Origin of the sequence: Fundidesulfovibrio soli (genome assembly GCF_022808695.1) — a bacterium.
Taxonomy (GTDB): Bacteria; Desulfobacterota; Desulfovibrionia; order Desulfovibrionales; family Desulfovibrionaceae; genus Fundidesulfovibrio; species Fundidesulfovibrio soli.
The window spans coordinates 288,154-308,086 of record NZ_JAKZKW010000002.1 but is presented as its reverse complement, the minus strand read 5'-3'; the positions used below and the strand labels follow the sequence as shown (position 1 = coordinate 308,086).

Below are 19,933 nucleotides of genomic sequence, written 5' to 3'. Positions count from 1 at the left end.
GGAGGGCGCGCGAGGCCCGAACACTGCGCGATTTTGTAAAATCGTGGGCTTCGCCTCGCGGGTGGATGTACGCAAATAGCCGCCCCCCGGCAAGATGTTTGAGGCCCCGCACGGCGATTGACTTCCCGGCCAGCTAGCATATTGGGATGCGCAGCCGTTAACGCACGACAAGGAAGCCCCGTGAAGCCACACTACATGCTCGCCGCGAGCCTCGCCGCCACCGTCGCCCTGCTGGACCAGGCAACGAAATACCTGGTGCAGAAGCACATTCTGCTTTTCACCGGGCGCGAGGTCATCCCCGGTTTCTTCAATCTGGTGCACACCCTCAACAAGGGCGCGGCGTTCGGCTTCCTGAACGACACCGGCGGCAACTGGCAGACCTATTTCTTCCTGGGGGCCTCGGCCCTGGCGGTGGTCATCATCGCCAACCTGCTCACCAAGGCCCAGCCCGGGGATACCATCTTCGTTGTCGCGCTGGGCCTGATTCTCGGCGGAGCCATCGGCAACATGGTGGACCGCATCCGCTCGGGCGAAGTGATCGACTTCCTCGACTTCTACATCGGCTCCTTCCACTGGCCCGCCTTCAACGTGGCCGACATCGCCATCACATGCGGCTCGCTGGCCCTGATAATCTCGCTCTACGAACGCAAGAGGCCCTGAAGCCAAACCCCGCGCGGTCTTGCCAAACAGGCCGCCTGGATATAGCAAGGACGCACCTATGAGCCTGACAACTCTCGTCGGGGGGTTCCCCCTCTGGTTCTACGTCGCGCTGGCCCTCCCGCTGGTGCTCAACTTCTGGGCGATCACCCACGCATTCTACCGCGAGTTCCCCACGATACAGGAAAAGATGGTCTGGCTGTGCCTGGTGGTCTTCGTGCCCGTGGTCGGCGCCCTGATCTACCTGTTCGCGGGCAAGAAAAGAGGAAAGTCAACCAAATGAGCCGTAAGCATATCGCCGCATTGGCCGCCCTGCTCATGCTCTCGGGCTGCGCAGGAAGCTCCGACGCCCCGGTGAAAGGCAAACCCGTGGACCCCACCGCCCAGGCCCAGGCCAACGCCCTGGCCGAGGTGGACGGCCTGCGGTCCCGCGTGCAGCAACTCTCCGCCCAGGTGGAGGAACTGAACCTCCAGGTGCGCTCCCTGACCTCCGGCGACGGCGGCGGCGGTTCGGCCTCCCTGCCGGAACTCTCCAGGCGCATCCAGAAGCTGGAGGGCAACCTGAAGCAGGTGGCCGCGCAGCTCGGCGTCGAGGTCGACGGCCAGGTGCCCGCCGCCCAGCAGGGACAGGCCCCGGCCGCCGACCAGGGCCAGCCCGCCATGCAGCAGGCCGCGCAGCAGCAGCCCCAGGCCCAGGCGCCCGCCAAAACTCCGGGCAAGCCCACGGACGTTCCCGCCGCCACCAACACGGACCCGGCCGAAGCCATCTACTCCAAGGGCATGCAGGCCTTCCAGGCCAAGGAGTACGACAAGGCCGCCTCCATGTGGAGCGACGTGGCCAAGAACTACCCCAAGCACACCCTGGCCCCCAACGCCTACTTCTGGATGGGCGAGGCCTACTTCCAGAAGGGCGACATGCCCCAGGCAGTGCTCAACTACCAGGAAGTCATCGAAAAGTTCCCCAAGAACAACAAGGTGCCCTCGGCGATGCTCAAGCAGGGCATGGCCTTCCAGAAGCTGAACAAGAAAGAGGCCGCCAAGATGATTTTCCAGGACCTGATCAAGAAATTCCCCGACTCGGCCGAGGCACGCCGGGCCAAGAGCCTCATCTAAGGTACCAAGCCATGAACGAGATCAGAAAGATCGTGCACCTGAGCTTCTCCCCGGAGACTTCCGGCAAGCCCGTCGTGTGCAACATCATCAAGCTCTACGACCTCTGCTTCAACATCCTCAAGGCGCACATCACGCCCCGCGAGGTCGGCGAGATGATCCTTGAGATCAACGGCCTGGAGAAGGCCGTGAGCGACGCCATGGATTACCTCAAGGAGCACGGCGTCAAGATCACGCCCGTGGGCCAGAAGATCCGCAAGGACGAGACCTCCTGCATGCACTGCGGCGTGTGCACCGCGCTGTGCCGTCCCCGCGCCCTCTCCGTGGACAGGAGCACCTGGAAGGTCACCTTCGACCCCGAGAAATGCGTGGCCTGCGGCCTGTGCGTGAAAGTCTGCCCGGTGAAGGCCATGGAGACCCAGTTGGAGAACGGCACCATCTAGCGCCCATTCCCGGGAGTCCGGCATGGAAGAAGACAAACGCACGTTCCTGCGCATCCCCACCAACCTGCGCGGCAGGATCAGGCTGCTCGCCTCCGACAAGGAGCTGCAGCTCTTCCGCGAGGCGCCCATCACCAGCACATCGGTCTCCGTCATGGAGCTCAAGAGCGCGGGGGTGAACGAGGCCCTGGTGAACGCCCTGGCCGGCATCGACCGCAAGCTGGACCTGCTCATCTCCGTGCACAGCCAGGACAACCTCCTGGACGACTTCCCCCACGCTGTGCAGATCGGCGAGATCTCTGGCGCAGGGGTCAAGCTGACCAGCACCCTGCCGCTGGAAATCGGCCAGATGATCGAATGCGTCATCACCCTGACCCAGGTGCCGATCCGCATGGCCGGTGTCATCGGGCGCGTGGTGCGCAACGAGGATGTGAGCGGCGTTCCCGGCTGGGCCGTGGACTTCACCCGCGTGCGCGACCGCGACCTGGAGTCCATCGTTCAATTCGTGTTTCAAACCCAGCGCGACGAGCTGCGCGTCAAGATGTGGGAGTAACCGGGCATGGTTCAGAGCGAAGCGGCGATTGAAAACATCATGGACAAGCTCATGGACGAGATGGTGGACAACCTCAAGGCGTCCATCACCCAGGCCGTGGAGACCGAGCTGTCCAAAACGCTCACCCGGTCGCTTCTGCAGAGCGAGTTCTACAAGCGCCTGAGCGACAACATGCGCACGGGCCTGCAGTCCATCTACAAGGAGCTGGCCAACGCCCGCCAGGACGGCGACGGCAACGAGATCACCAAGGAGAAGAAGCGGGCTGACCAGCTCTTCAGCGAGGCCGCCGACCAGTTGGACAAGATCCTGGCCACCACCGAACAGGCCACCGGCGAGATCATGGACGTGGTGGAGAAGCACCTGGAGATGCAGGCCGAATCCAACAAGATCCTGCACAGCCTGAAGTCCGGCGGCGTCACCAAGGAGCAGCTGGCCGAGCTGCGCTCCATGAGCGACACCCTCAACGAGGACCTCATGAGCATCATGACCACCCTCTCCTTCCAGGATCTCACCGGCCAGCGCATCAAGCGCATCATCGGGGCCATCAAGAACGTGGAGGCCATCGTGCTGGACCTCTACCTCTCCACGGGCTTCAAGTTGAAGGCCCACGAGGAGACCCCCGAGAAGGACCTGGACCTCATCGAGGCCGAGGCCGTCCGCAAGGTCAGCGAGCTCAAGGGACCCCAGATGGACGCCAGCCAGGCCTCCGTGGACGACCTGCTGGCTTCGCTGGGCATGTAGGGATATCTCAAACGGCGAATCACGAAAGGGGGCCATGCGGCCCCCTTTTTTCGTGCACGGATGACGGCCCGTTCAACACAGGCCGCGGCTCCGCGGATGTCTTCCGTGCGCCGGAGCGGCGCGGACGCTCAGTCCTGCTCGTAGGCCTGCTTCAGAAGCGCGACGTCGAGCTTGACCATCTTGAGCATGGCCCGCATCACCCGGTCGGCCTTTTCCCGGTTCTTGTCGCGCAGCATCTCGCCCAGGAAACCCGGAACGATCTGCCAGGACACGCCGAACCTGTCCGTGAGCCAGCCGCACTCCACCGGCTGGCCGCCATCAAGAAGCTTCTCCCAGAGTTCGTCGATCTCCTGCTGCGTGGCGCAGTCCACGAAGAGCGATATCGCCGGGGTGAAGTGGAACTCGGGCCCGCCGTTGAGCGCCATGAACCCCTGCCCTTCGAGTTCGAAGTTCACGCACAGGACGTCGCCCTTTTTGCCGGGCCCGGCATCGCCCCAGTACATCACGTCGCCGATCTTCGAGTTCTTGAAGACCGAGAGGTAGAAGTCCACGGCCTCCATCGCGTTGCCGTCGAACCATAGACACGGTGTGATCTTCTGCATGGGGCCTCCCGGTGGGTGTTGCAGGGTTGGATTGCGCATCCGGCAGCACGTCTCCCCGGCCGGTCGAAGCTCGCCCGGGCGGCTCGGGCAGCCCGGCTACTGCGCGGCCTTGCGCGCCAGCTCCGTTTTTTCCAGCTCCCGCACCATGGGGACGATCATCTCCCCGACCCTCTTGTGCGTTGCCTCGTTGGGGTGCGCGTCCAGGGAGCCCACCACCAGTTCGGACGGCTTCGCGTCAATGAACACCGGGCTCAGGTCCAGCACCATGGCGCCCTGCTCCGCCAGGGTCCCCGCCACTTTGGCCGTGATGGGAGCGCTCTGGGCCGGGGCCTGGAGCATGGGGAAGACCACCGCCACCAGCCCGATTCCCTTTTCCCGGCAGTAGCGGGCCAGCTCGCCCAGTTCGGCGGAGTGCGCGCCCCAGACCGCCGGGTCGGTGTAGGCGCCCTGGAGCGATTCCCAGAACGTGTTGCCCCCGCCGGTCAAGTTGCCGCCCCAGCGTTCCATGCGCCAATACAGATAATCGGCCAGGGCCGAGTTCTCCAGCACGGCCTTGGTCAGGCCCTTGGGCAGGTTCACCGCGAAGTTCGCCGGGTAGCCCACCTGCCGCGCGGCGGCGAAGATGTCGTTGACGTAATAGGAGAAGACCACCACGTCGGGCTTCACCGGGAACGCCTTGAGGGCCTCGATCTCGTCCGGGGTGTCCCAGCCGATTTTGGAGACGTTGTACACCCTCCAGCCCTCGCCCAGGGCGCGGGCGGCCACGTCCGAGAAGCGGTCCCCGGCCTGCTTGACCCCGTGTCCGGCCGCGAAGGAGTCCCCAAGCACCACCAGCACGCGCTGGCCCGGCCCAGGCGGCGACACCTCGGCGTCACGGTAGCCCAGCTTGTTCATGGGCTGCCAGTGGCGCTCGAACCACTTCTTCCCGGCGCGGGTCAGGTTGAAGCCGTCGGACTGGTCGTAGAAGTGGGAGAAGTAAAGCTCCAGCAGCAAGAAACCCAGCAGCAGGGAATCGAGCACGAGAATTCCGGCCGCCAGCGCCTCGAGCGAGACAGGCAGGCGCTTGCGCACCCCGGGCAGCAGCACGGCGTGCAGGGCCAGAACCAGCAGGATGATGGCGAGGATTAAGATAACGCGCTCCGTGCGCGGCGCACGTACCGCGCGGTGTGTCCCGTGAACGACGGGAGGTTGGTGTTCCCCGGACCGGGCCGGGATCATCCGATCCCATTTCCCAAGTCCCGGGGCAAGTCAACGCCGTTACGTCAAACCCTTCTGGAATTTCCGACGGGCCGCCCCGGCCCTCAAAATCAGCCCTTGCCGCCTCCGTACTGCTTGCGCCACTCGTCCAGGAAGAGGATGGCCGTCTCCACCGGGGAGAGCCTGCCCGCCTTGGCGCGCAGGGCCCAGACCAGGTCCGCGAAGGGGGCTTCCGGGCTGAGCCCCAGCTCCCCGAGCAGCTTTGCGGCGGCCTCGCGGTGCTCCTCGGGCAGGGCGTCCAGCGCGCTCTCCCCCCCGGCGGGCCGGGGCCAGCCCTCCAGGCGGGACTCCAGGAATTCGAGCAGCGTGCGCATCCTTGCCTGGTAGGTGTGCTCCGCCAGGGCGCGTTTGCGAGCCCGCTCGGCGTAGGCGGCGCGTTCCTCGGGGTGGGCCAGGAAGTGCCGCAGGGACTCGTGCAGCTCCTGCATGGAGCCGAAGGTGGCCAGTTCCCCGGGCGCGAACAGCTCGCCCATGAGGCTGCGCTCGTCCACCAGCTGGAAGGCTCCGCACATGGCCAGCTCGAAGGTGCGCGGGTTTACGAAATCCCCGCCGCTCACCAGGTCCCTGGCGGAGACGCTGGAGTGCAGGTTGAGGTTCACGGCCGTGGCGTTGAAAATCTTCACCGCGTCCTCGGGGCTCACGCGCTCGCCGCCGCGCTGCACGTAGGCCTGGAGCACGTCCTCTCCCTCCCAGTCCGAGCCCCAGATCTTGAGCCCGTAGGAGACCAGCTCCTTGAAGGCAACGCGGCGATTGGGGTAGCCCGCCCCCAGGAAGGAGACTTCCGAGCCGTAGATGCGCTTCTCCACGGACGAAAGTTCAAGCGGCGCATGAAAAACCGGATCCGCCGCCAGGGGCAGGTACAGGGCGTTGGGCTGCCCGGCGGCCTCCAGCTTGTTAAGCAGGGGCTCCTTCTGGATCACGGCGAAGGCGTCGTAATGGGCCGCGTAGGACTCCCAATAGGTGAAGAGCCGGAAATCCTCCACGAACCACATCACCGAGGGGATGCCCATCTGGCGCAGCCGCTTGAGCGCCTGCCGCGAGAGCGGGGCCTGGGCCAGGGCCAGCACCAGGTCGGGCCGGAAGGTGTCCGCCTTGGCCAGGATGGCCTGGGCCACCACCTGCAGGAAGGCGTGCTCCAGGTGCTCCAACCGCTCTGAGGTGACGCGCAGGCCCTTGAGCGCGGAGAACGCGCCGTGGAACTCGGGAGCCTCGAACACCTCGACGCAGTGGCCCAGACCGGCCAGGGCCCGGGCGCAATAGCGGCCGATGGGCAGGGAGCCCCCGTACATGGGCAGGACCACGAGCACGCGCAGGGATCGGTTCATAGTGTCTCAAGAAGTGCTTGATGTTTGGGGAGCATGAAGTCCGGGTCCGCCACCATGTCCTCGACGAGGCCGGGCGCGGGGTCGTAGCCGTCGCCGCCAATGCCCAGGCTCCGGGCCGCGAAGGCGCGCAGGGCCAGGCGCTCGGCCCGGCCCGGGTCCGGCCCGCAGAAGGGTTCGCAGCACACGCCCAGGGCGTCGAAGCCTGTAGCGTAACCGGTGAGCCCGGCGGGCGGCTCCACCCCGGCCTTGCCGGTGGCCAGGCGCAGGAATTCGCGGGAGGCGAAGGGGTCCAGGCAGGCCACTTCGTTTGGGCACGGGGCGGCTTCCAGGCACGGGGCGCAGTCCAGGGTGGCCTGCCAGACGGTGTGCCCAAGGCCGTAGGGGCCGGTCTCGTGGCACCAGGCGTTGGAGAGGAACAGCCCCGTCACCGGCACGCCCAGGTGCGCGGCCAGGTGCATGATCCCGGTGTCGGGGGTGAGCAGGCGGTCCAGCCCGGCCACCGTGTCCACGAGCTGCTCCAGGCTGGTGCGGCCGGTGAGGTCCGTGACGGACTGCGCCACGCGCTCGGGCAGCAGGGACGTGAGCTCCTTGGCGGCGAGGCGTTCGGAAGCTGTGCCCAGGAGCGTCACCCTGACGGCCCCCAGCGTGGGCAGCAGGGCCTGGATCACCCCGGCCAGCACGCGCGGCGGGGGGGAGCGCCTCGGGTCGCGCCCGGCCAGGGCCACGCCCAGGCCGCCGCCCTTGGGCTCGGCAACGGGGTTCACCGAGGAGGCGTCGGCCAGGGGCAAGGCGTAGCCGGCCCAGAAATCGGCCAAGTTCACCCCGGCCTGCCTGCGCCTGCGCGTCCAGCGGAAGGCCATGCCCGCCCACGGGTCGCGCTGAGGCTGGCCTTGCTCAAGGCGGTGGCCGCGCACGGTCTCGGGGTCGAAAGCGGTTGTCAGGGCGGCGCTCAGGCCCGAATAGTTGAGGTTGTAGACCCGCCGGAATCCGGCCTCGCCCAGTTCGCGCACGCTCTCTCGCAGGGCGGCCAGGTCCGGCCGGGAGTGCGCCGCCACGGCGTGCACCACCGCCCGGGGATAGACCAGGCGCGCCAGACCCGCCAGGGAGGAGTCCACCAGCAGGTGCACGGGCCGCCCGGCCTGCTCGAGGCCCGCCACCAGCCGTTTGGTCTGGAGCAGGTCCCCGAAGCGGGCCAGCTGCATGACGAGCACGGGTTTCATTGCTCCAGGGTAGCCCAAGGCCGGGGGGAAAGAAAGTGGGTTTGCTGGCGGCTCGGGTTGTGCTAGGCTCTCTGCCCATGCGTTACTACCCACTCTACGCGGACCTCACCCGCAAGCGCTGCCTCGTGGTCGGCGCGGGCGAGGTCGGCCGCCGCAAAATCGGAACCCTGGCCGCCTGCGGGGCCAAGGAAATCCTCGTGCTGGACACCAGCCCCCCGGACGCCGAGCTCCAGGAGGTCCTGGCCCTGCCCAACGTGGTCTTCGAGCAGCGCTCCTTCGACGAGGCAGACCTGGACGGCCGCTTCCTGGTGATCGCCTCCACCTCCAACGAGGAGCTCAACTGGCGCATAAGCCGGGCCTGCGAAGCCAGGGACCTGCTCTGCAACATCGTGGACCAGCCCGAGAAGTGCAGCTTCATCGTCCCCGCGCTGTTCACCCAGGGCGACCTGACCGTGGCCATATCCACGGGCGGAGCCTCCCCGGCCATGGCCCGCAAGATCCGCAAGGAGATGGCCGACACCTTCGGCAGCGAATACGCCGCCGCGCTCATGCTCATGAGCAGGCTTAGGCCCCTGGTGCTGGAGCTGGGCCTCGGCTCGCCGCGCAACGGGGCCATTTTCCGCAGCCTGGTAGAGTCCGGCCTGCTGGAAGCGCTGGAGCGGCGCGACGCGGCCACCACGGCGGACATCCTCGCCGCGCACCTTCCTTCCGAGCTGCACGGCAGCATCCCGGAGCTACTGGATGGACTCAGCTGAACTCGCACTGTACGCCGCGCTGGCCCTCTATCTGGTGGGCAGCGGCGGGCACATCTGCGGCATCTTCACCGGCAAGCACCGCCCGAACACCTTCGGGGGCATCGCCTCCGGCGCGGGCTTCGCCTGCCACACGGTGAGCCTGGCCCTGCGGCTCTTCGCCAACCCGTCCCTGGCCCTGGCCAGCGGCGAGTTCTACCTCAGCCTGTTCTCCTGGAGCCTGCTGCTGGTGCTCTTCGTGCTCTGGGTGCGGCTCAAGCTCTCCTTCCTGGGGCTGATCGCAACCCCCCTGGCCTTCATCATCCTTCTGGGCTCGCTGAGCGTCAGTTCGGCGCGCCTGCCCCTGCCGCCATCCCTGGCGGGGCTGTTCTTCGGGCTGCACATCGGCACGCTGTTCTGCTCGCTGGGGCTCATGGCCATGGCAGGAGCCGCCGGAGCCGCCTACATCAAGCTGGAGCGGCGCATCAAAAGCAAGGAGAAGCTCAACGGCGTCTGGGCCGCCCTGCCCTCCCTGGACAAGCTGGACAACGCCAACCGCCTGGCCGTGACCTTCGGTTTCCCGCTCTACACCCTGGGCCTGCTCTCCGGCTTCATCTGGGCCGGGCTGACCTGGAAGCGCTATTTCTCCTGGGACCCCAAGGAGATCACGGCCGTGTTCATCTGGCTGCTGTTCGCCTTCCTGTTCCACCAGCGCGTGGCCCTTGGCTGGCGCGGCAGGAAAACCGCCTGGCTGGCCATATGGGTGTTCGGGCTCAGCCTGGCCTCCATGCTCGGCATCAACTTCTTCGTAAAGACGCACCATAGTTTCGCCTGATGCAGCACGACATTCATATTCTCGGTCTCAACCACCGCACCGCCGACGTTGACGTGCGGGAGTGTTTTTCCCTCAAGGAGCAGGTGAGCTTCGAGGAGTGCGTCCACAACCTGGGCAAGTCCGTGGACGAACTGCTGGTGCTCTCCACCTGCAACCGGGTCGAGATCCTGGTTGTGGCCCCCCTGGGCTCCGGCGCGGGGGAGAAGGTGATCCGCTGCTGGGCCGAGTCCAGCGGCCGCAGCCCCTCGGAGCTTGCCCCCCACGTGTACCACCGGCGCGGCCTGGAGGCCGTGGAGCACCTGTTCCAGGTGGCCGCGGGGCTCGACTCCATGGTGCTGGGCGAGCCGCAGATCCTGGGGCAGCTCAAGCAGGCCTACAAGAACGCCGTGGACAAAGGCCAGACCAAGGTTGTGGTCAACCGGCTGCTGCACAAGGCCTTCTCCACGGCCAAGCGCGTGCGCACGGAGACGGGCATCGGCACCAGCGCCGTGTCCATCAGCTACGCCGCCGTGGAGCTGGCCAAGCACATCTTCGGCGAGATGGCCGACAAGAAGGCCATGCTCATCGGCGCGGGCGAAATGGCCGAGCTGGCCGCCACGCACCTGGTGGGCGCGGGCGTCAAGTCGCTCAGCGTCGTCAACCGGACCTACTCCCGCGCGGAGGAGCTGGCCGCCCGCTTCAAGGGCAGGCCCCTGGCCTTCGCCGAGCTCATCGACCGCCTGCCCGAGGTGGACATCGTCATCAGCTCCACCGGCTCCCCCGAGCCCATCATCAGGGCCCGCGACATCAAGGACGTGCTCAAGAAGCGCAAATACAAGCCCATGTTCTTCATCGACATCGCGGTGCCCCGCGACATCGACCCGGACATCAACAGCCTGGACAACGTCTACCTCTACGACATCGACGACCTCAAGGACGTGGTGGAGGAGAACAAGGCCCAGCGCGCCACCGAGGCCGAGAAGGCCCGGGAGATCATCCGCTCCGAGTCCGAGAAGTTCGGGCTGTGGCTCAAATCCCTTGACCTGCAGCCCACCATCGTGGACCTGCTGGGCCAGGGCGAGGCCCTCGCCCGCAAGGAGCTGCGCCGCACGCTCAAGCGCCTCGGCCCCGACTGCCCCCAGGAGGTGCAGGCCGCGGTGGAGAAGCTGGCCCTGTCCCTGGCGCACAAGCTTTACCACCAGCCCCTGCAGTTCCTGAAACGGCGCTCCCAGGAGGAGGACGGCGGCGAACGCTTCCTGGACCTGGCCCGGCGCATGTTCGATCTCGACGGGGAGGTGGTGCCCCCCGAAGCCCACCTGGACCGCAAACCCGCCGCCAAGGAGTAGCCCATGCGCGTCTACCAGATTGACGAACTCACCCGCGAGGACGTGGAGAAGATCGAGGCGCGCCTGGTCCAGAAGGGTTGGACCGGCTCCATCAAGGGCATGTACTACGTTCCCATCCCCGAGGAATTCCTGGGCCCGGAGCAGAGCGAACACCTGGAGTCCTGCGGCCCGTTCTTCCTGCCCCTGGAGACCGGCGACGGCTGGATACGCCTGGAGCTTTTGGTGCGCGCCCGCAAGATCCTGCGCTGCTCCTGCGTGGCCTACGCCAACGCGTCCTTGCGCGAGCACATGATAGATAGCCTGGACCTGCTCGTGCGGGAACTCGACATCGCCGTATAGGAGCGCGCCATGACAATTTTCGTCTGGTCAGACAGCCTGAGCGTGAACCACAAGGACATCGACCTGCAGCACATGCGCCTGGTCGAGCTGCTGGCCGACCTGGAGCGTGCCCACGCCGCCGGTGAAGGCAAGGACATCCTGGCCCGAGTCATCCGCGAGCTCAACGAATACGTGCGCGAGCACTTCAGCACCGAAGAACGCCTGATGGCCCGCATCGGCTTCCCGGGCCTGGATGCGCACGTGGCCCAGCACGAGGCCTTCATCGAGAAGCTGCTCCACTTCGAGCTGGACTACCTGGGCGACAGGGCCGAGCTGTCCAACGAGCTGCTGGCCTTCCTGAAGCGCTGGTTCGAGGAGCACGTCACCGGCTTCGACCAGGAGTACGCCCGCCATTTCGAACAGCGCGGGCTGCTCTGAGGCCATGCCCCATCCCGGCGGGCTCACCGCCCTTTCCCCCTGGTCCGCCCATCTCTGCCTGCGCGTGGAGAGCATCCTGCTCGACCTCGCCGGCCCGGAGCTGCGCGGCAAGAGCGTGGTGCTCGCCGTGTCGGGCGGGCTGGACTCCACGGCCCTCGCGGCCATGCTCTCCATCCTCGGCCCGCGCCTGAGCCTCACACTGCACGCCGCCCACCTGGACCACGGCCTGAGACCCGATTCCGCCCAGGACGCAGCCCACTGCGTCGAGATGTGCTCCGAACTGGACATCAACTGCGTGGTCAAGACAGCCGACATCCGCGCCGAGGCAGCCAGCCGGCGCACCGGCCTGGAGGACGCGGGCCGCAGGGCGCGCTACGCCTGGCTGGAGGAGCTGCGCCGTGAGACCGGCTCCTACGCGGTGCTGACCGCGCACCAGCTGGACGAACTGGCCGAGGATGTGCTCATGCGCCTGATCCGCGGCGCGGGCTGGCCCGCCCTGGGCGGCATGCCCGCCTGGGACCCGCGGCGGCGCATCCTGCGGCCGCTGCTCACCCTGCCCAAGGAGCAGCTGCGCCGCTTCCTGAACGAATGGGGCCTCGCCTGGCGCGACGACCCGAGCAACGAGGACCGCACTTTCCTGCGGAACCGTGTGCGCAAGGAATTCGTGCCCTTGTTCGTTCGTGAAAATCCGCACTTTCTGGGCGCCGTGGCCGAACTCTGGACCCAGGCGCGCATCGACGAGGCCTACATGCAGGAGGCCGTGTCGCCGCTCGTCCCCGAGCCGGACCCGGCCACAGGGGAGCGCCTGCTGCGCTCCGAGCACCTCGAAAACCTCCCCAAGGCCCTTCGCCTGCGCCTGTACAAACGCGTCGTGGAGACTCTCGGCCCAGGACAGCCCTTGGCCCCGCCCCTGCGGGCCCTGGACGAGGCCTGGGCCGCCCGCTCCCTGGGCAAGGACTTCCAGTTCCCCGGCGGCAAGCAGGCCCTGGTGACGCGCGAGGGCATCGTTTTCATTCCAGGTTCCGGGGCCCCCGCCGTTGACACTTCCCCGCCCGAGGGATAGAGAGCACCGATTGTTATTTTTTAAACAAGGAGGCGGCGCGTGAATATCCTGACCTTCGGGCCCAACGGCAGCGGCAAGGGAACTCAGGGTTCCCTGGTTAAGCAGAAATACAATCTGGCTCACATCGAGTCCGGCGGCATCTTCCGCGAGCACATCGGCGGCGGCACCGAGCTGGGCAAGAAGGCCAAGGCGTATATCGACCGCGGCGACCTGGTCCCCGACGACATCACCATCCCCATGGTCCTCGAGACCCTGAAGACCAAAGGTCAGGGCGGCTGGCTGCTTGACGGCTTCCCCCGCAACACCGTGCAGGCCCAGAAGCTGTGGGAGGCCCTGCAGGCCGAAGGCATCAAGCTCGACTACGTGATCGAGATCCTGCTGCCCCGCGAAATCGCCAAGAACCGCATCATGGGCCGCCGCATCTGCAAGAACGACCCCAACCACCCCAACAACATCTTCATCGACGCCATCAAGCCCAACGGCGACAAGTGCCGCGTCTGCGGCGGCGACCTCTCCGCCCGCTCCGACGACCAGGACGAGGCCGCCATCGGCAAGCGTCATGACATCTACTACGACACCAACACCGGCACCCTGGCCGCCGCCTACTTCTACAAGGACCTGGCCGCCAAGGGCGTGACCAAGTACATCGAGCTCGACGGCGAAGGCGCCATCAACGACATCAAGGACAAGCTGCTGGCTCAGCTGGCCTAACGTCTGCCGCACCAAGCCCCGGAGCCCGGCCCGCCGGGTTCCGGGGCTTTTTCGCATCCCATGCCCAAATCCGCACGCATAGACGCCCTGCTCGCCCGGCTGGCCGCCGTCCCCCAGGCCCCGGACCTGTTCAACCCCTTCCAGGACCCCCGCCTGGCGGGCAATATGCGCCAGTTCCTGCTCTTCCTGGCCCGCCAGCCCGTGAAGCTGGCCCTTGTCGGCGAAGCCGCCGGACACAGGGGCTGCGCCCTGACCGGCATGCCCTTCACCAGCCCCGAAACGCTGGCCACCAACGCAAACCCGTTCTTCGCCTCCCACCGGGAGACCATGTTCCGCCAGGGCGACGTGTTCGAGCCGAGCGGCCGCTACGTCTGGGGCGTTGCCGACGCCCATGGCGTCGTGCCCCTGCTCTGGAACGCCCTGCCCCTGCACCCGCACCTTCCAGGCAAGCCGCGCACCAACCGCACCCCTCGCACGAAAGAGCTGGAGCTTGGCAAGCCCTTCCTGGCCGAGGTGCTGGACATCTTCAGCCCGAGACAGGTGGTGGCCGTGGGCCGCAAGGCCGAGCACTCCCTGGGCGCGCTCTTCCCCGGGCTGGCCTTCCGCACCGTGCGCCATCCGGCCATGGGCGGCAGCACCCTCTTCCGCGCCCAGATGGCGGAAATCCTCGCCTAGCAGGCGTTGCCCCGCCACTGGGCAAGCCGCCGCATAAGCGAACGAACCGCAGCCCATGCACCGCCCCTTGCTCGCGACGTTGACGCGAGCAAGGAAGTTTCCACTCCATCCGCGCAAGCTTCATCAGCAATTCGCCGCGCCAGGGCCTGCTCCACGCCCCTGACCACCAGGAAAGTTCGCCCCCCAATTATCCGTTGCCGCGCTTGTTGTTAGCGGTTATTGACCGGCAGGACGTCGCGGAGAGCACGTCCGGAGCCACACTGCAACACAGGACTCCCCAGGCCAACTTCGCCATGTTGTACCGAATTCTCGCAGCCATATGCCTGGTTCTCGCGCTGGCAGCCGCCACCGGTTTCCTGATGCGCGAGACCATCAACGTCCGGCTTCTCGACATCCACTCCTTCAAGCACGATCCGGCCGCTACGGCCTCCCCCACGCTGGGATTCCGCCTCAAGCATGGCTACGAGATCAAGAGCAAGGGTCTCCGCGGCTTCCGCCACAACACGTACGGTTTCATCGGCCCGGAATTCAGCCCGCGCAAGCCGTCGGACACGTACAGGATCTTCTGCCTTGGCGGCTCCACCACCTACGGAGCCGGCGTCGAGACGGACCGGTACTCCTATCCCGCCATCCTGCAGGAGATGTTCGAGCGAACCCGATCTCCCGGCGGCAAACGCATCGAAGCGGTCAACGCCGGCGTGTTCGGATACAACTCCCTGCACACCTACCTGCAGATATCCACCCGGCTGCAGTGGTTCAGCCCGGACATGTACGTGATCATGGACGGATTGAACGATCTTGACGCCGCCCAGCACGTGCACCGGAGGGGCTGCGCCTGCGAATACACCATCCCCGAAGCGTTCGAGCAGGTCGTGAGGTACGAGCGCAACCTGCAGGCGGCGCTGGACGCCTCGCGGCGCGAGGGTGTCCTTTCGGTTCTGGTCAGCGACCCGATGAAATTGGGCCGGGATCCGGGCTCATCCCACCTGAGGGACATGAACCAGGATCTGGTCAAGCTTCTGGCCTACGGGCGCACCGTGCTGCCCGCCGCCAACGCCTCGCTCGCCGCCAGGAACCACATCCCGTACGTCAACACGCAGGCGACCTTCGACTCCGTCCTTGATGAGAGCCGCCTGATCCGCAGAGTATGGGCGGACGACCTGCACCTGACCCGATACGGCTATTATCTCCTCGCGAGGGACGTCTACCGCGCGCTCATGGCCATCCCCGCCGTGCAGAAGGCCGCGGGGGCCAGCCGCGCCGCCTCCGACGAGGAGCTGGACGCCCTCTTCCCGGATATCGTCCTGTGGCGCCCGGCGGACGGCGCGGGCTGGGCTTCTTCCCCGGCCCCCCTGGGAGGTCAGGTCTCTACGGTCAATATCAAGGAGCTGGAACCCAACAGCAAGGGCTGGAGCGCTTTCACCCCGGCCAGCACCGAAACTCCCGGCATTTTGACGATCCCCCTGGCCGGCGGGGGTACCCGGTTCAGGATTTATCCGCGCATGGAAAAGTCGAGTGACAGCGTGAGCGTCTTCTGGCTGTCCGGCGACGGCAAACGCCAGCCGGTTTTCAGTCTGACCAAGGCTTTCGACGACAGCCATTGGACCCCGGAATCGTCATGGTATGAGATCACCGTGCCTGATGGGCCGGGCGGAAAACTGGAAATCATCCTCAAAGGGTTCACTTCTCAATTCTGGCACAACGGCCCGGCATTGCTGTTTAACGTCGATTGAGGGCCTGCTACCCCCCTTGCGCATCCGCAGCAGGCGCACTATCATTTCCGGGCGATCATCATCACTTCGCGAGGTCCGCCCATGCCGCAAGCCCACAGCCCCAGCATCGTCCATGTAGAGCCCACCACCCGCTGCAACATGCGCTGCCGCATGTGCGTCAAGGCCGTAACCGACTCCCCCACCCCTGATGGCGACATGCCCCTGGAAGATTTCCAGCGTCTGCTGCCCGACCTGGCCAGCTGCGACAGACTGGTTTTCGCTGGCGTGGGTGAGCCTCTGCTGCATCGCGACCTCCCGGCCATGATCGCCAGCGCACGGCAGGTCATGAGCCCCGACGCGCAGATCGCCATGCAGACCAACGGGCTGCTGCTGACCAAGGATCTGGCTCTGGAGCTGGCGACCGCCGGCCTGGACACGGTCTGCATCTCGCTCGACTCCCTGAGCGATGCGGACGGCGAAACCCTGCACGGCGCGGTGCGGCTCCAGGCCCTTGCCGACGCCTACGAGGCCCTTCGCCTGGCCAGCGAGCGCACCGGACGCCCCATACGCGCGGGCGCGCAGATCGTGCTCATGCGCGAGAACGCCCCCCACCTGCCTGCCATGGTGCGCTGGGCGGGCGAACACGGGGCGCGGTTCGTCATCGTGTCGCACCTTTTCCCCTACACCCGCGAGGCCGAGGAACACTCGCTGTTCAACCCCAACCCTGAGGAGGCGGCGCGCTACTTCTCCAAGTGGAAGGCCATCGCAGCCGGGGAAGGCCTGGACTTCGACGACTACTACAAGATTCTCTGGCGGGTGGACAAATCCGAGGGGGACAAGCGCCTGGTGCACCTGGTGAAGCTCATGCAGCGCGACGCCAACGCCCACGGCGTCTGGATGAACGTACGCAGCCTGTTCGACTGGGACAGCACCGACAGGGGCGACCTTGAGCGCGCCTTCGAGGGGGCCAGCGCCGTGGCGCGCGAGATGGGCATGGAGATCAGCCTGCCGCCGCTCTCCGCCCGGCAGGAGAGGCGCTGCGGCTTCATGGAGGAGGGAGCGACCTTCATCAGCCGCTCCGGCCAAGTGGCGCCGTGCCACTTCCTGTGGCGCAATTACCGCTGCGTCATGGGCGGCGAGACCAAGCACGTGCGCGCGGCCTTTTTCGGCTCCATCAGGCAGGCCCGCCTGGAGGACATCTGGAACGAGGCCGGCTACAAGGATTTCCGCAGCCAGGCCCTGGCCTACGAGTACCCGCATTGCGCCAGCTGCAACGGCGGTCCCTGCAGCGACGTCACCTCGGCCAGCTCCCCCTTCGAGGAGGACTGCATCGGCTCACGGGTGCCCTGCTGCCACTGCCCCTGGCCCGTCGGGCAACTGGCCTGCCTGAGCTAGCGCAGCGACGCCCCCTCCGGTGCGGCACATTGACGGGCGGTGTCCAGCAGCCCGGCGCGGCCCTCCCCCCCCGGGATCGTGCCGCCCTTTGCCGAATCCACGCTTCTGGTGTGGCAACGCGACCCGGCGCGGCCCTATCGCCAGGGATTGCGCCCCCCTCCCCGTCAGCCTCCCGGCGCAGCCAATGCCGCACGTTCATACGTAACAGCCAGCCTGGAACGCGAAGCCGGTAGGGATCACAAAGGGAGGAACTCCCTTTGGCGGGGTCCAGGGGCAGCGCCCTGGCCGCCGGAGGCCTTCGCCCCTCTTCCCTCTGCCAACTCCCCTTCAAGAACGACGAAAAGCCCGCGCGGCGAGTAGCCGGCGGGCTTGTTGTCGGTATGGTCGCGGACTAGGCCGTGATCTTGTTCACGGCGAGATTCAGCCTGGAGACGTTGCGCGCGGCGGTCTTCCAGTGAAGAATCTTCTTCGAGGCGGCCTTGTCGAGGATCATCGTGGCGGCCTTGAGGGCCTCCTGGGCGGCGGCAGTATCCTTCTGCTCGACGGCCAGACGCACGGCCTTGACGGCGTTGCGCACACGGGTTTTCATGGCGCGGTTGCGCGCACGGGCGATAAGGCTCTGACGGTGCCTCTTCAAAGCGGACTTATGATTGGCCAAGGGATCTCCCTCCTCGCATCAAGTTCAAAGACGGACTTGATAGATGCGATCTGTTAAGCTGTCAAGTGATTTCGTCTAAACCTGCAACGCGGCGAAGTCCGCGAGCCTGCCCAGCCGGTCCACCAGCGATTTCAGAATATTCAGGCGGCTTTTGCGCAGCCCTTCGTCCTCGCACATTACCATCACCCCGTCGAAGAAGGCGTCCACACCGGGGCGCAATTCCGCCAGGAGCCCGAACAGGGCGTCGAAATCGTCGTTCTTCCAAAGCTCCTCGAAGCGGCCGGCCGTTTCCTCCAGGAGGGCGGCCAGGGCCACCTCGGCGGGCTCCACCAGCTTGGCCTTGTCCACCACGCCGTCCAGGGACTCGGCGGCGGCCTGCTTGCGGATGATGTTGGCCGCGCGCTTGAAGGCCAGCACGGCCTGGTCGAACCCGCTGCCCTCGCTGAAGCGCGCCAGGGCGCCCATGCGTGCGTCCAGGGCCCACACGTCGTCGAATCCCGCGCCGATGGCGGCGTCCACCACCTGCGGGCGCAGGCCCTTGCCCAGGTACAGAGCCTTCAGGCGGGAGCCGAAGAACTCCAGCAGCTTGGCCTTGGCCTCGGCCGGGTCGAGCTTCCAGCGCACGCCGTCATAGCCCTCGAAGGCGCGCTCCACCAGCCAGGCCAGGCTCACACGCAGGCCGCGCTCCACCAGGGTGCGGCAGATGCCCAGGGCCTGCCTGCGCAGGGCGTAGGGGTCGGCCGCGCCGGTGGGGATCATGTCCAGCCCGAAGCAGCCGGCCAGGGTGTCGATCTTGTCGGCCACGGCCAGCAGCGCTCCGGCCTTGCTGGCGGGCACGGGACTGTCCGGCCCCAGGGGCAGGTACTGCTCGGCAACGGCCTGGGCCACGGCCTCGTCCTCGCCCTTGCGGCGGGCGTACACGCCGCCCATGACGCCCTGCAGGTCAGCGAATTCGCCCACCATCTCGGAGACCAGGTCTGCCTTGCAGATGCGCCCGGCCTGGATCAGCGGCGCGGAGAGCGCATGGTCCACCTGGCGGGCCAGGGCCGCGCACAGGCTCTCGATGCGGCGGGACTTCTCGCCCATGGAGCCCAGCGGGGCCAGGAAGGTCACGGATTCGAGCTTGGCCAGCCAGGTCTCGAAGCTGGAGGACAGGTCGGTCTCCCAGAAGAAGCGGGCGTCCTCCAGGCGGGCCTTGAGCACGCGCTCCCAGCCTTTGCGCACCAGGGCCACGTCGGTGGGCTTGAGCCCGGCCGTGGTCAGGAAGTGGGGCAGCAGCTCGCCCTGGGCATTCTCCACGCCGAAGCTCTTCTGGTGGCTCTCCATGCTGGTCAGGAGCACCTGCCGGGGCAGCTCCAGGTAGCGCTTGTCGAAATTGCCCAGGATGACCAGCGGGTATTCGACCAGCCCGCAGACCTCCTCCAGAAGCCGTTCGCCGATGATGGGCTTGCCCCCAACGGCCGCGGCGGCCTCCTCGCACTGCTTGAGGATCAGTTCGCGGCGCTTGGCCGGGTCGGCCACCACGGCGGCCTTGTTCTCCAGCGTGGGGAGGTAGTCCGCCGGGGATGCCAGCTCCCAGGGGCCGGAGCCCATGACGCGGTGCCCCCAGGTGGTGCGGCCGGAAGGCACGCTGGCCACCTCGAAGGGGACGACGTCGCCGTCCAGCAGGGCCACGATCCAGCGGATGGGCCGCCCGAAGGTGTAATCCAGGCTGCCCCAGTGCATCTTCTTGGGAAAGTTGAGCGCCTTGATGGCCGCCAGGCAGGCGGCGGGCAGAAGGTCGGTGGTCTTGACGCCCCCGGTGCTCTTGCGCAGGGCCAGGTACTGGCCCTTGGGGGTGTCCACGGTGAACAGGGCGGACATGTCCGCACCCTGGCCCTTGGCGAAGCCCAGGGCGGCGGGGGTTGGGTTGCCGGATGCGTCGTAGGCGGCCTTGACCGGCGGCCCGGTGACCACCTCCTCCTCACGGCGCTGCTCGGCGTCCAGGCCCTCGACCATCACGGCCAGCCGGCGGGGCGTCACCCAGGCGCGCAGGCCCGAGAAGCCGAGCTTGCACTGCTCAAGCTGGGCGGCCACGGCCTGGCGGAATTCGTCGGAAAGCGGGGCGAGGAAGCGCGCGGGCATCTCCTCGAAGCCGATTTCAAGTAGAAAGACGGGCATGATGGCT

22 protein-coding genes are annotated in these 19,933 nt (G+C 66.8%); 16 read left to right on the top strand and 6 right to left on the bottom strand.

The genetic code is table 11. The features are described from left to right. The first annotated feature begins 180 nt into the window (after positions 1-180). Genes lspA through MLE18_RS05270 form a run of 6 tightly spaced genes read left to right on the top strand, consistent with a single transcriptional unit; the run spans position 181 to position 3,501 of the window. On the top strand, positions 181-660 hold the full coding sequence (gene lspA / locus MLE18_RS05295; RefSeq protein WP_243367976.1) for a signal peptidase II: 480 nt from the start codon (positions 181-183) through the stop codon (positions 658-660). Between the two features lie 58 nt (positions 661-718). Then, positions 719-940 carry a PLDc N-terminal domain-containing protein gene (locus MLE18_RS05290; RefSeq protein ID WP_243367974.1) on the top strand — a complete coding sequence of 74 codons (222 nt, stop codon included), beginning with the start codon at positions 719-721 and terminating at the stop codon, positions 938-940. Then, positions 937-1,770, top strand: coding sequence for a tol-pal system protein YbgF (ybgF, locus tag MLE18_RS05285; RefSeq protein WP_243367972.1), 834 nt, complete (start codon positions 937-939; stop codon positions 1,768-1,770). Before MLE18_RS05290 ends, ybgF begins: the two co-directional genes overlap by 4 nt. 11 nt (positions 1,771-1,781) lie before the next feature. After that, positions 1,782-2,210, top strand: a complete 429-nt coding sequence (locus MLE18_RS05280; protein WP_243367970.1) for an NIL domain-containing protein — start codon at positions 1,782-1,784, stop codon at positions 2,208-2,210. A gap of 22 nt (positions 2,211-2,232) precedes the next feature. Beyond that, entirely contained in the window at positions 2,233-2,760 is a 528-nt protein-coding gene (locus tag MLE18_RS05275; protein ID WP_243367968.1) for a PilZ domain-containing protein, read from the top strand. Positions 2,761-2,766: 6 nt separating this feature from the next. After that, positions 2,767-3,501 (top strand): protein phosphatase CheZ, encoded by a 735-nt coding sequence (locus tag MLE18_RS05270; protein WP_243367966.1) that lies wholly within the window; start codon positions 2,767-2,769, stop codon positions 3,499-3,501. Between the two features lie 128 nt (positions 3,502-3,629). On the opposite strand, the gene MLE18_RS05265 is transcribed toward MLE18_RS05270, so the two are convergent. From MLE18_RS05265 to MLE18_RS05250, 4 genes are all read right to left on the bottom strand, one after another. Then, a complete protein-coding gene (locus MLE18_RS05265) occupies positions 3,630-4,103 on the bottom strand; it encodes a VOC family protein (protein ID WP_243367964.1) in 474 nt (157 codons plus the stop codon). A 96-nt stretch (positions 4,104-4,199) separates the two neighbouring features. Continuing rightward, positions 4,200-5,321 (bottom strand): SGNH/GDSL hydrolase family protein, encoded by a 1,122-nt coding sequence (locus MLE18_RS05260; protein ID WP_243367962.1) that lies wholly within the window; start codon positions 5,319-5,321, stop codon positions 4,200-4,202. A gap of 89 nt (positions 5,322-5,410) precedes the next feature. Beyond that, the gene (locus tag MLE18_RS05255; protein WP_243367961.1) at positions 5,411-6,685 is read right to left on the bottom strand and encodes a CgeB family protein; all 1,275 of its coding nucleotides are present in this window, start codon (positions 6,683-6,685) and stop codon (positions 5,411-5,413) included. Beyond that, a complete protein-coding gene (locus MLE18_RS05250; RefSeq protein WP_243367960.1) occupies positions 6,682-7,905 on the bottom strand; it encodes a glycosyltransferase family 9 protein in 1,224 nt (407 codons plus the stop codon). The genes MLE18_RS05255 and MLE18_RS05250 overlap by 4 nt, the downstream gene beginning before the upstream one ends. 77 nt (positions 7,906-7,982) lie before the next feature. Between MLE18_RS05250 and MLE18_RS05245 the strand changes: the two genes are divergently transcribed. The 10 genes from MLE18_RS05245 (at position 7,983) to MLE18_RS05200 (ending at position 17,108) form a co-directional block, all read left to right on the top strand. Beyond that, on the top strand, positions 7,983-8,660 hold the full coding sequence (locus MLE18_RS05245) for a precorrin-2 dehydrogenase/sirohydrochlorin ferrochelatase family protein (protein ID WP_243367958.1): 678 nt from the start codon (positions 7,983-7,985) through the stop codon (positions 8,658-8,660). Then, positions 8,647-9,471: a cytochrome c biogenesis protein CcsA gene (gene ccsA / locus MLE18_RS05240; RefSeq protein ID WP_243367956.1), complete on the top strand. Its 825-nt coding sequence runs from the start codon at positions 8,647-8,649 to the stop codon at positions 9,469-9,471. The genes MLE18_RS05245 and ccsA overlap by 14 nt, the downstream gene beginning before the upstream one ends. Beyond that, positions 9,471-10,796 carry a glutamyl-tRNA reductase gene (gene hemA, locus MLE18_RS05235; protein WP_243367955.1) on the top strand — a complete coding sequence of 442 codons (1,326 nt, stop codon included), beginning with the start codon at positions 9,471-9,473 and terminating at the stop codon, positions 10,794-10,796. The genes ccsA and hemA overlap by 1 nt, the downstream gene beginning before the upstream one ends. A gap of 3 nt (positions 10,797-10,799) precedes the next feature. Continuing rightward, positions 10,800-11,135 carry a hypothetical protein gene (locus MLE18_RS05230; protein WP_243367953.1) on the top strand — a complete coding sequence of 112 codons (336 nt, stop codon included), beginning with the start codon at positions 10,800-10,802 and terminating at the stop codon, positions 11,133-11,135. 9 nt (positions 11,136-11,144) lie between these two features. Beyond that, positions 11,145-11,552, top strand: coding sequence for a bacteriohemerythrin (locus tag MLE18_RS05225; RefSeq protein ID WP_243367952.1), 408 nt, complete (start codon positions 11,145-11,147; stop codon positions 11,550-11,552). A gap of 4 nt (positions 11,553-11,556) precedes the next feature. Then, positions 11,557-12,615, top strand: a complete 1,059-nt coding sequence (gene tilS / locus MLE18_RS05220; protein WP_243367950.1) for a tRNA lysidine(34) synthetase TilS — start codon at positions 11,557-11,559, stop codon at positions 12,613-12,615. A 39-nt stretch (positions 12,616-12,654) separates the two neighbouring features. Next, positions 12,655-13,326: an adenylate kinase gene (locus MLE18_RS05215; RefSeq protein WP_243367948.1), complete on the top strand. Its 672-nt coding sequence runs from the start codon at positions 12,655-12,657 to the stop codon at positions 13,324-13,326. Between the two features lie 60 nt (positions 13,327-13,386). Then, positions 13,387-14,001 carry a uracil-DNA glycosylase gene (locus MLE18_RS05210; protein ID WP_243367946.1) on the top strand — a complete coding sequence of 205 codons (615 nt, stop codon included), beginning with the start codon at positions 13,387-13,389 and terminating at the stop codon, positions 13,999-14,001. Between the two features lie 359 nt (positions 14,002-14,360). Then, entirely contained in the window at positions 14,361-15,734 is a 1,374-nt protein-coding gene (locus MLE18_RS05205) for an SGNH/GDSL hydrolase family protein (RefSeq protein ID WP_243367945.1), read from the top strand. Positions 15,735-15,815: 81 nt separating this feature from the next. Further along, a complete protein-coding gene (locus tag MLE18_RS05200) occupies positions 15,816-17,108 on the top strand; it encodes a radical SAM/SPASM family putative metalloenzyme maturase (RefSeq protein WP_243367943.1) in 1,293 nt (430 codons plus the stop codon). A 391-nt stretch (positions 17,109-17,499) separates the two neighbouring features. Here MLE18_RS05200 and rpsT read toward each other — a convergent pair whose 3' ends face one another. Further along, complete coding sequence (gene rpsT / locus MLE18_RS05195; RefSeq protein WP_243367941.1) at positions 17,500-17,766, bottom strand: 30S ribosomal protein S20; 267 nt, start codon at positions 17,764-17,766, stop codon at positions 17,500-17,502. Between the two features lie 75 nt (positions 17,767-17,841). Then, a complete protein-coding gene (glyS, locus tag MLE18_RS05190; protein ID WP_243367940.1) occupies positions 17,842-19,926 on the bottom strand; it encodes a glycine--tRNA ligase subunit beta in 2,085 nt (694 codons plus the stop codon). Positions 19,927-19,933 lie beyond the last annotated feature (7 nt).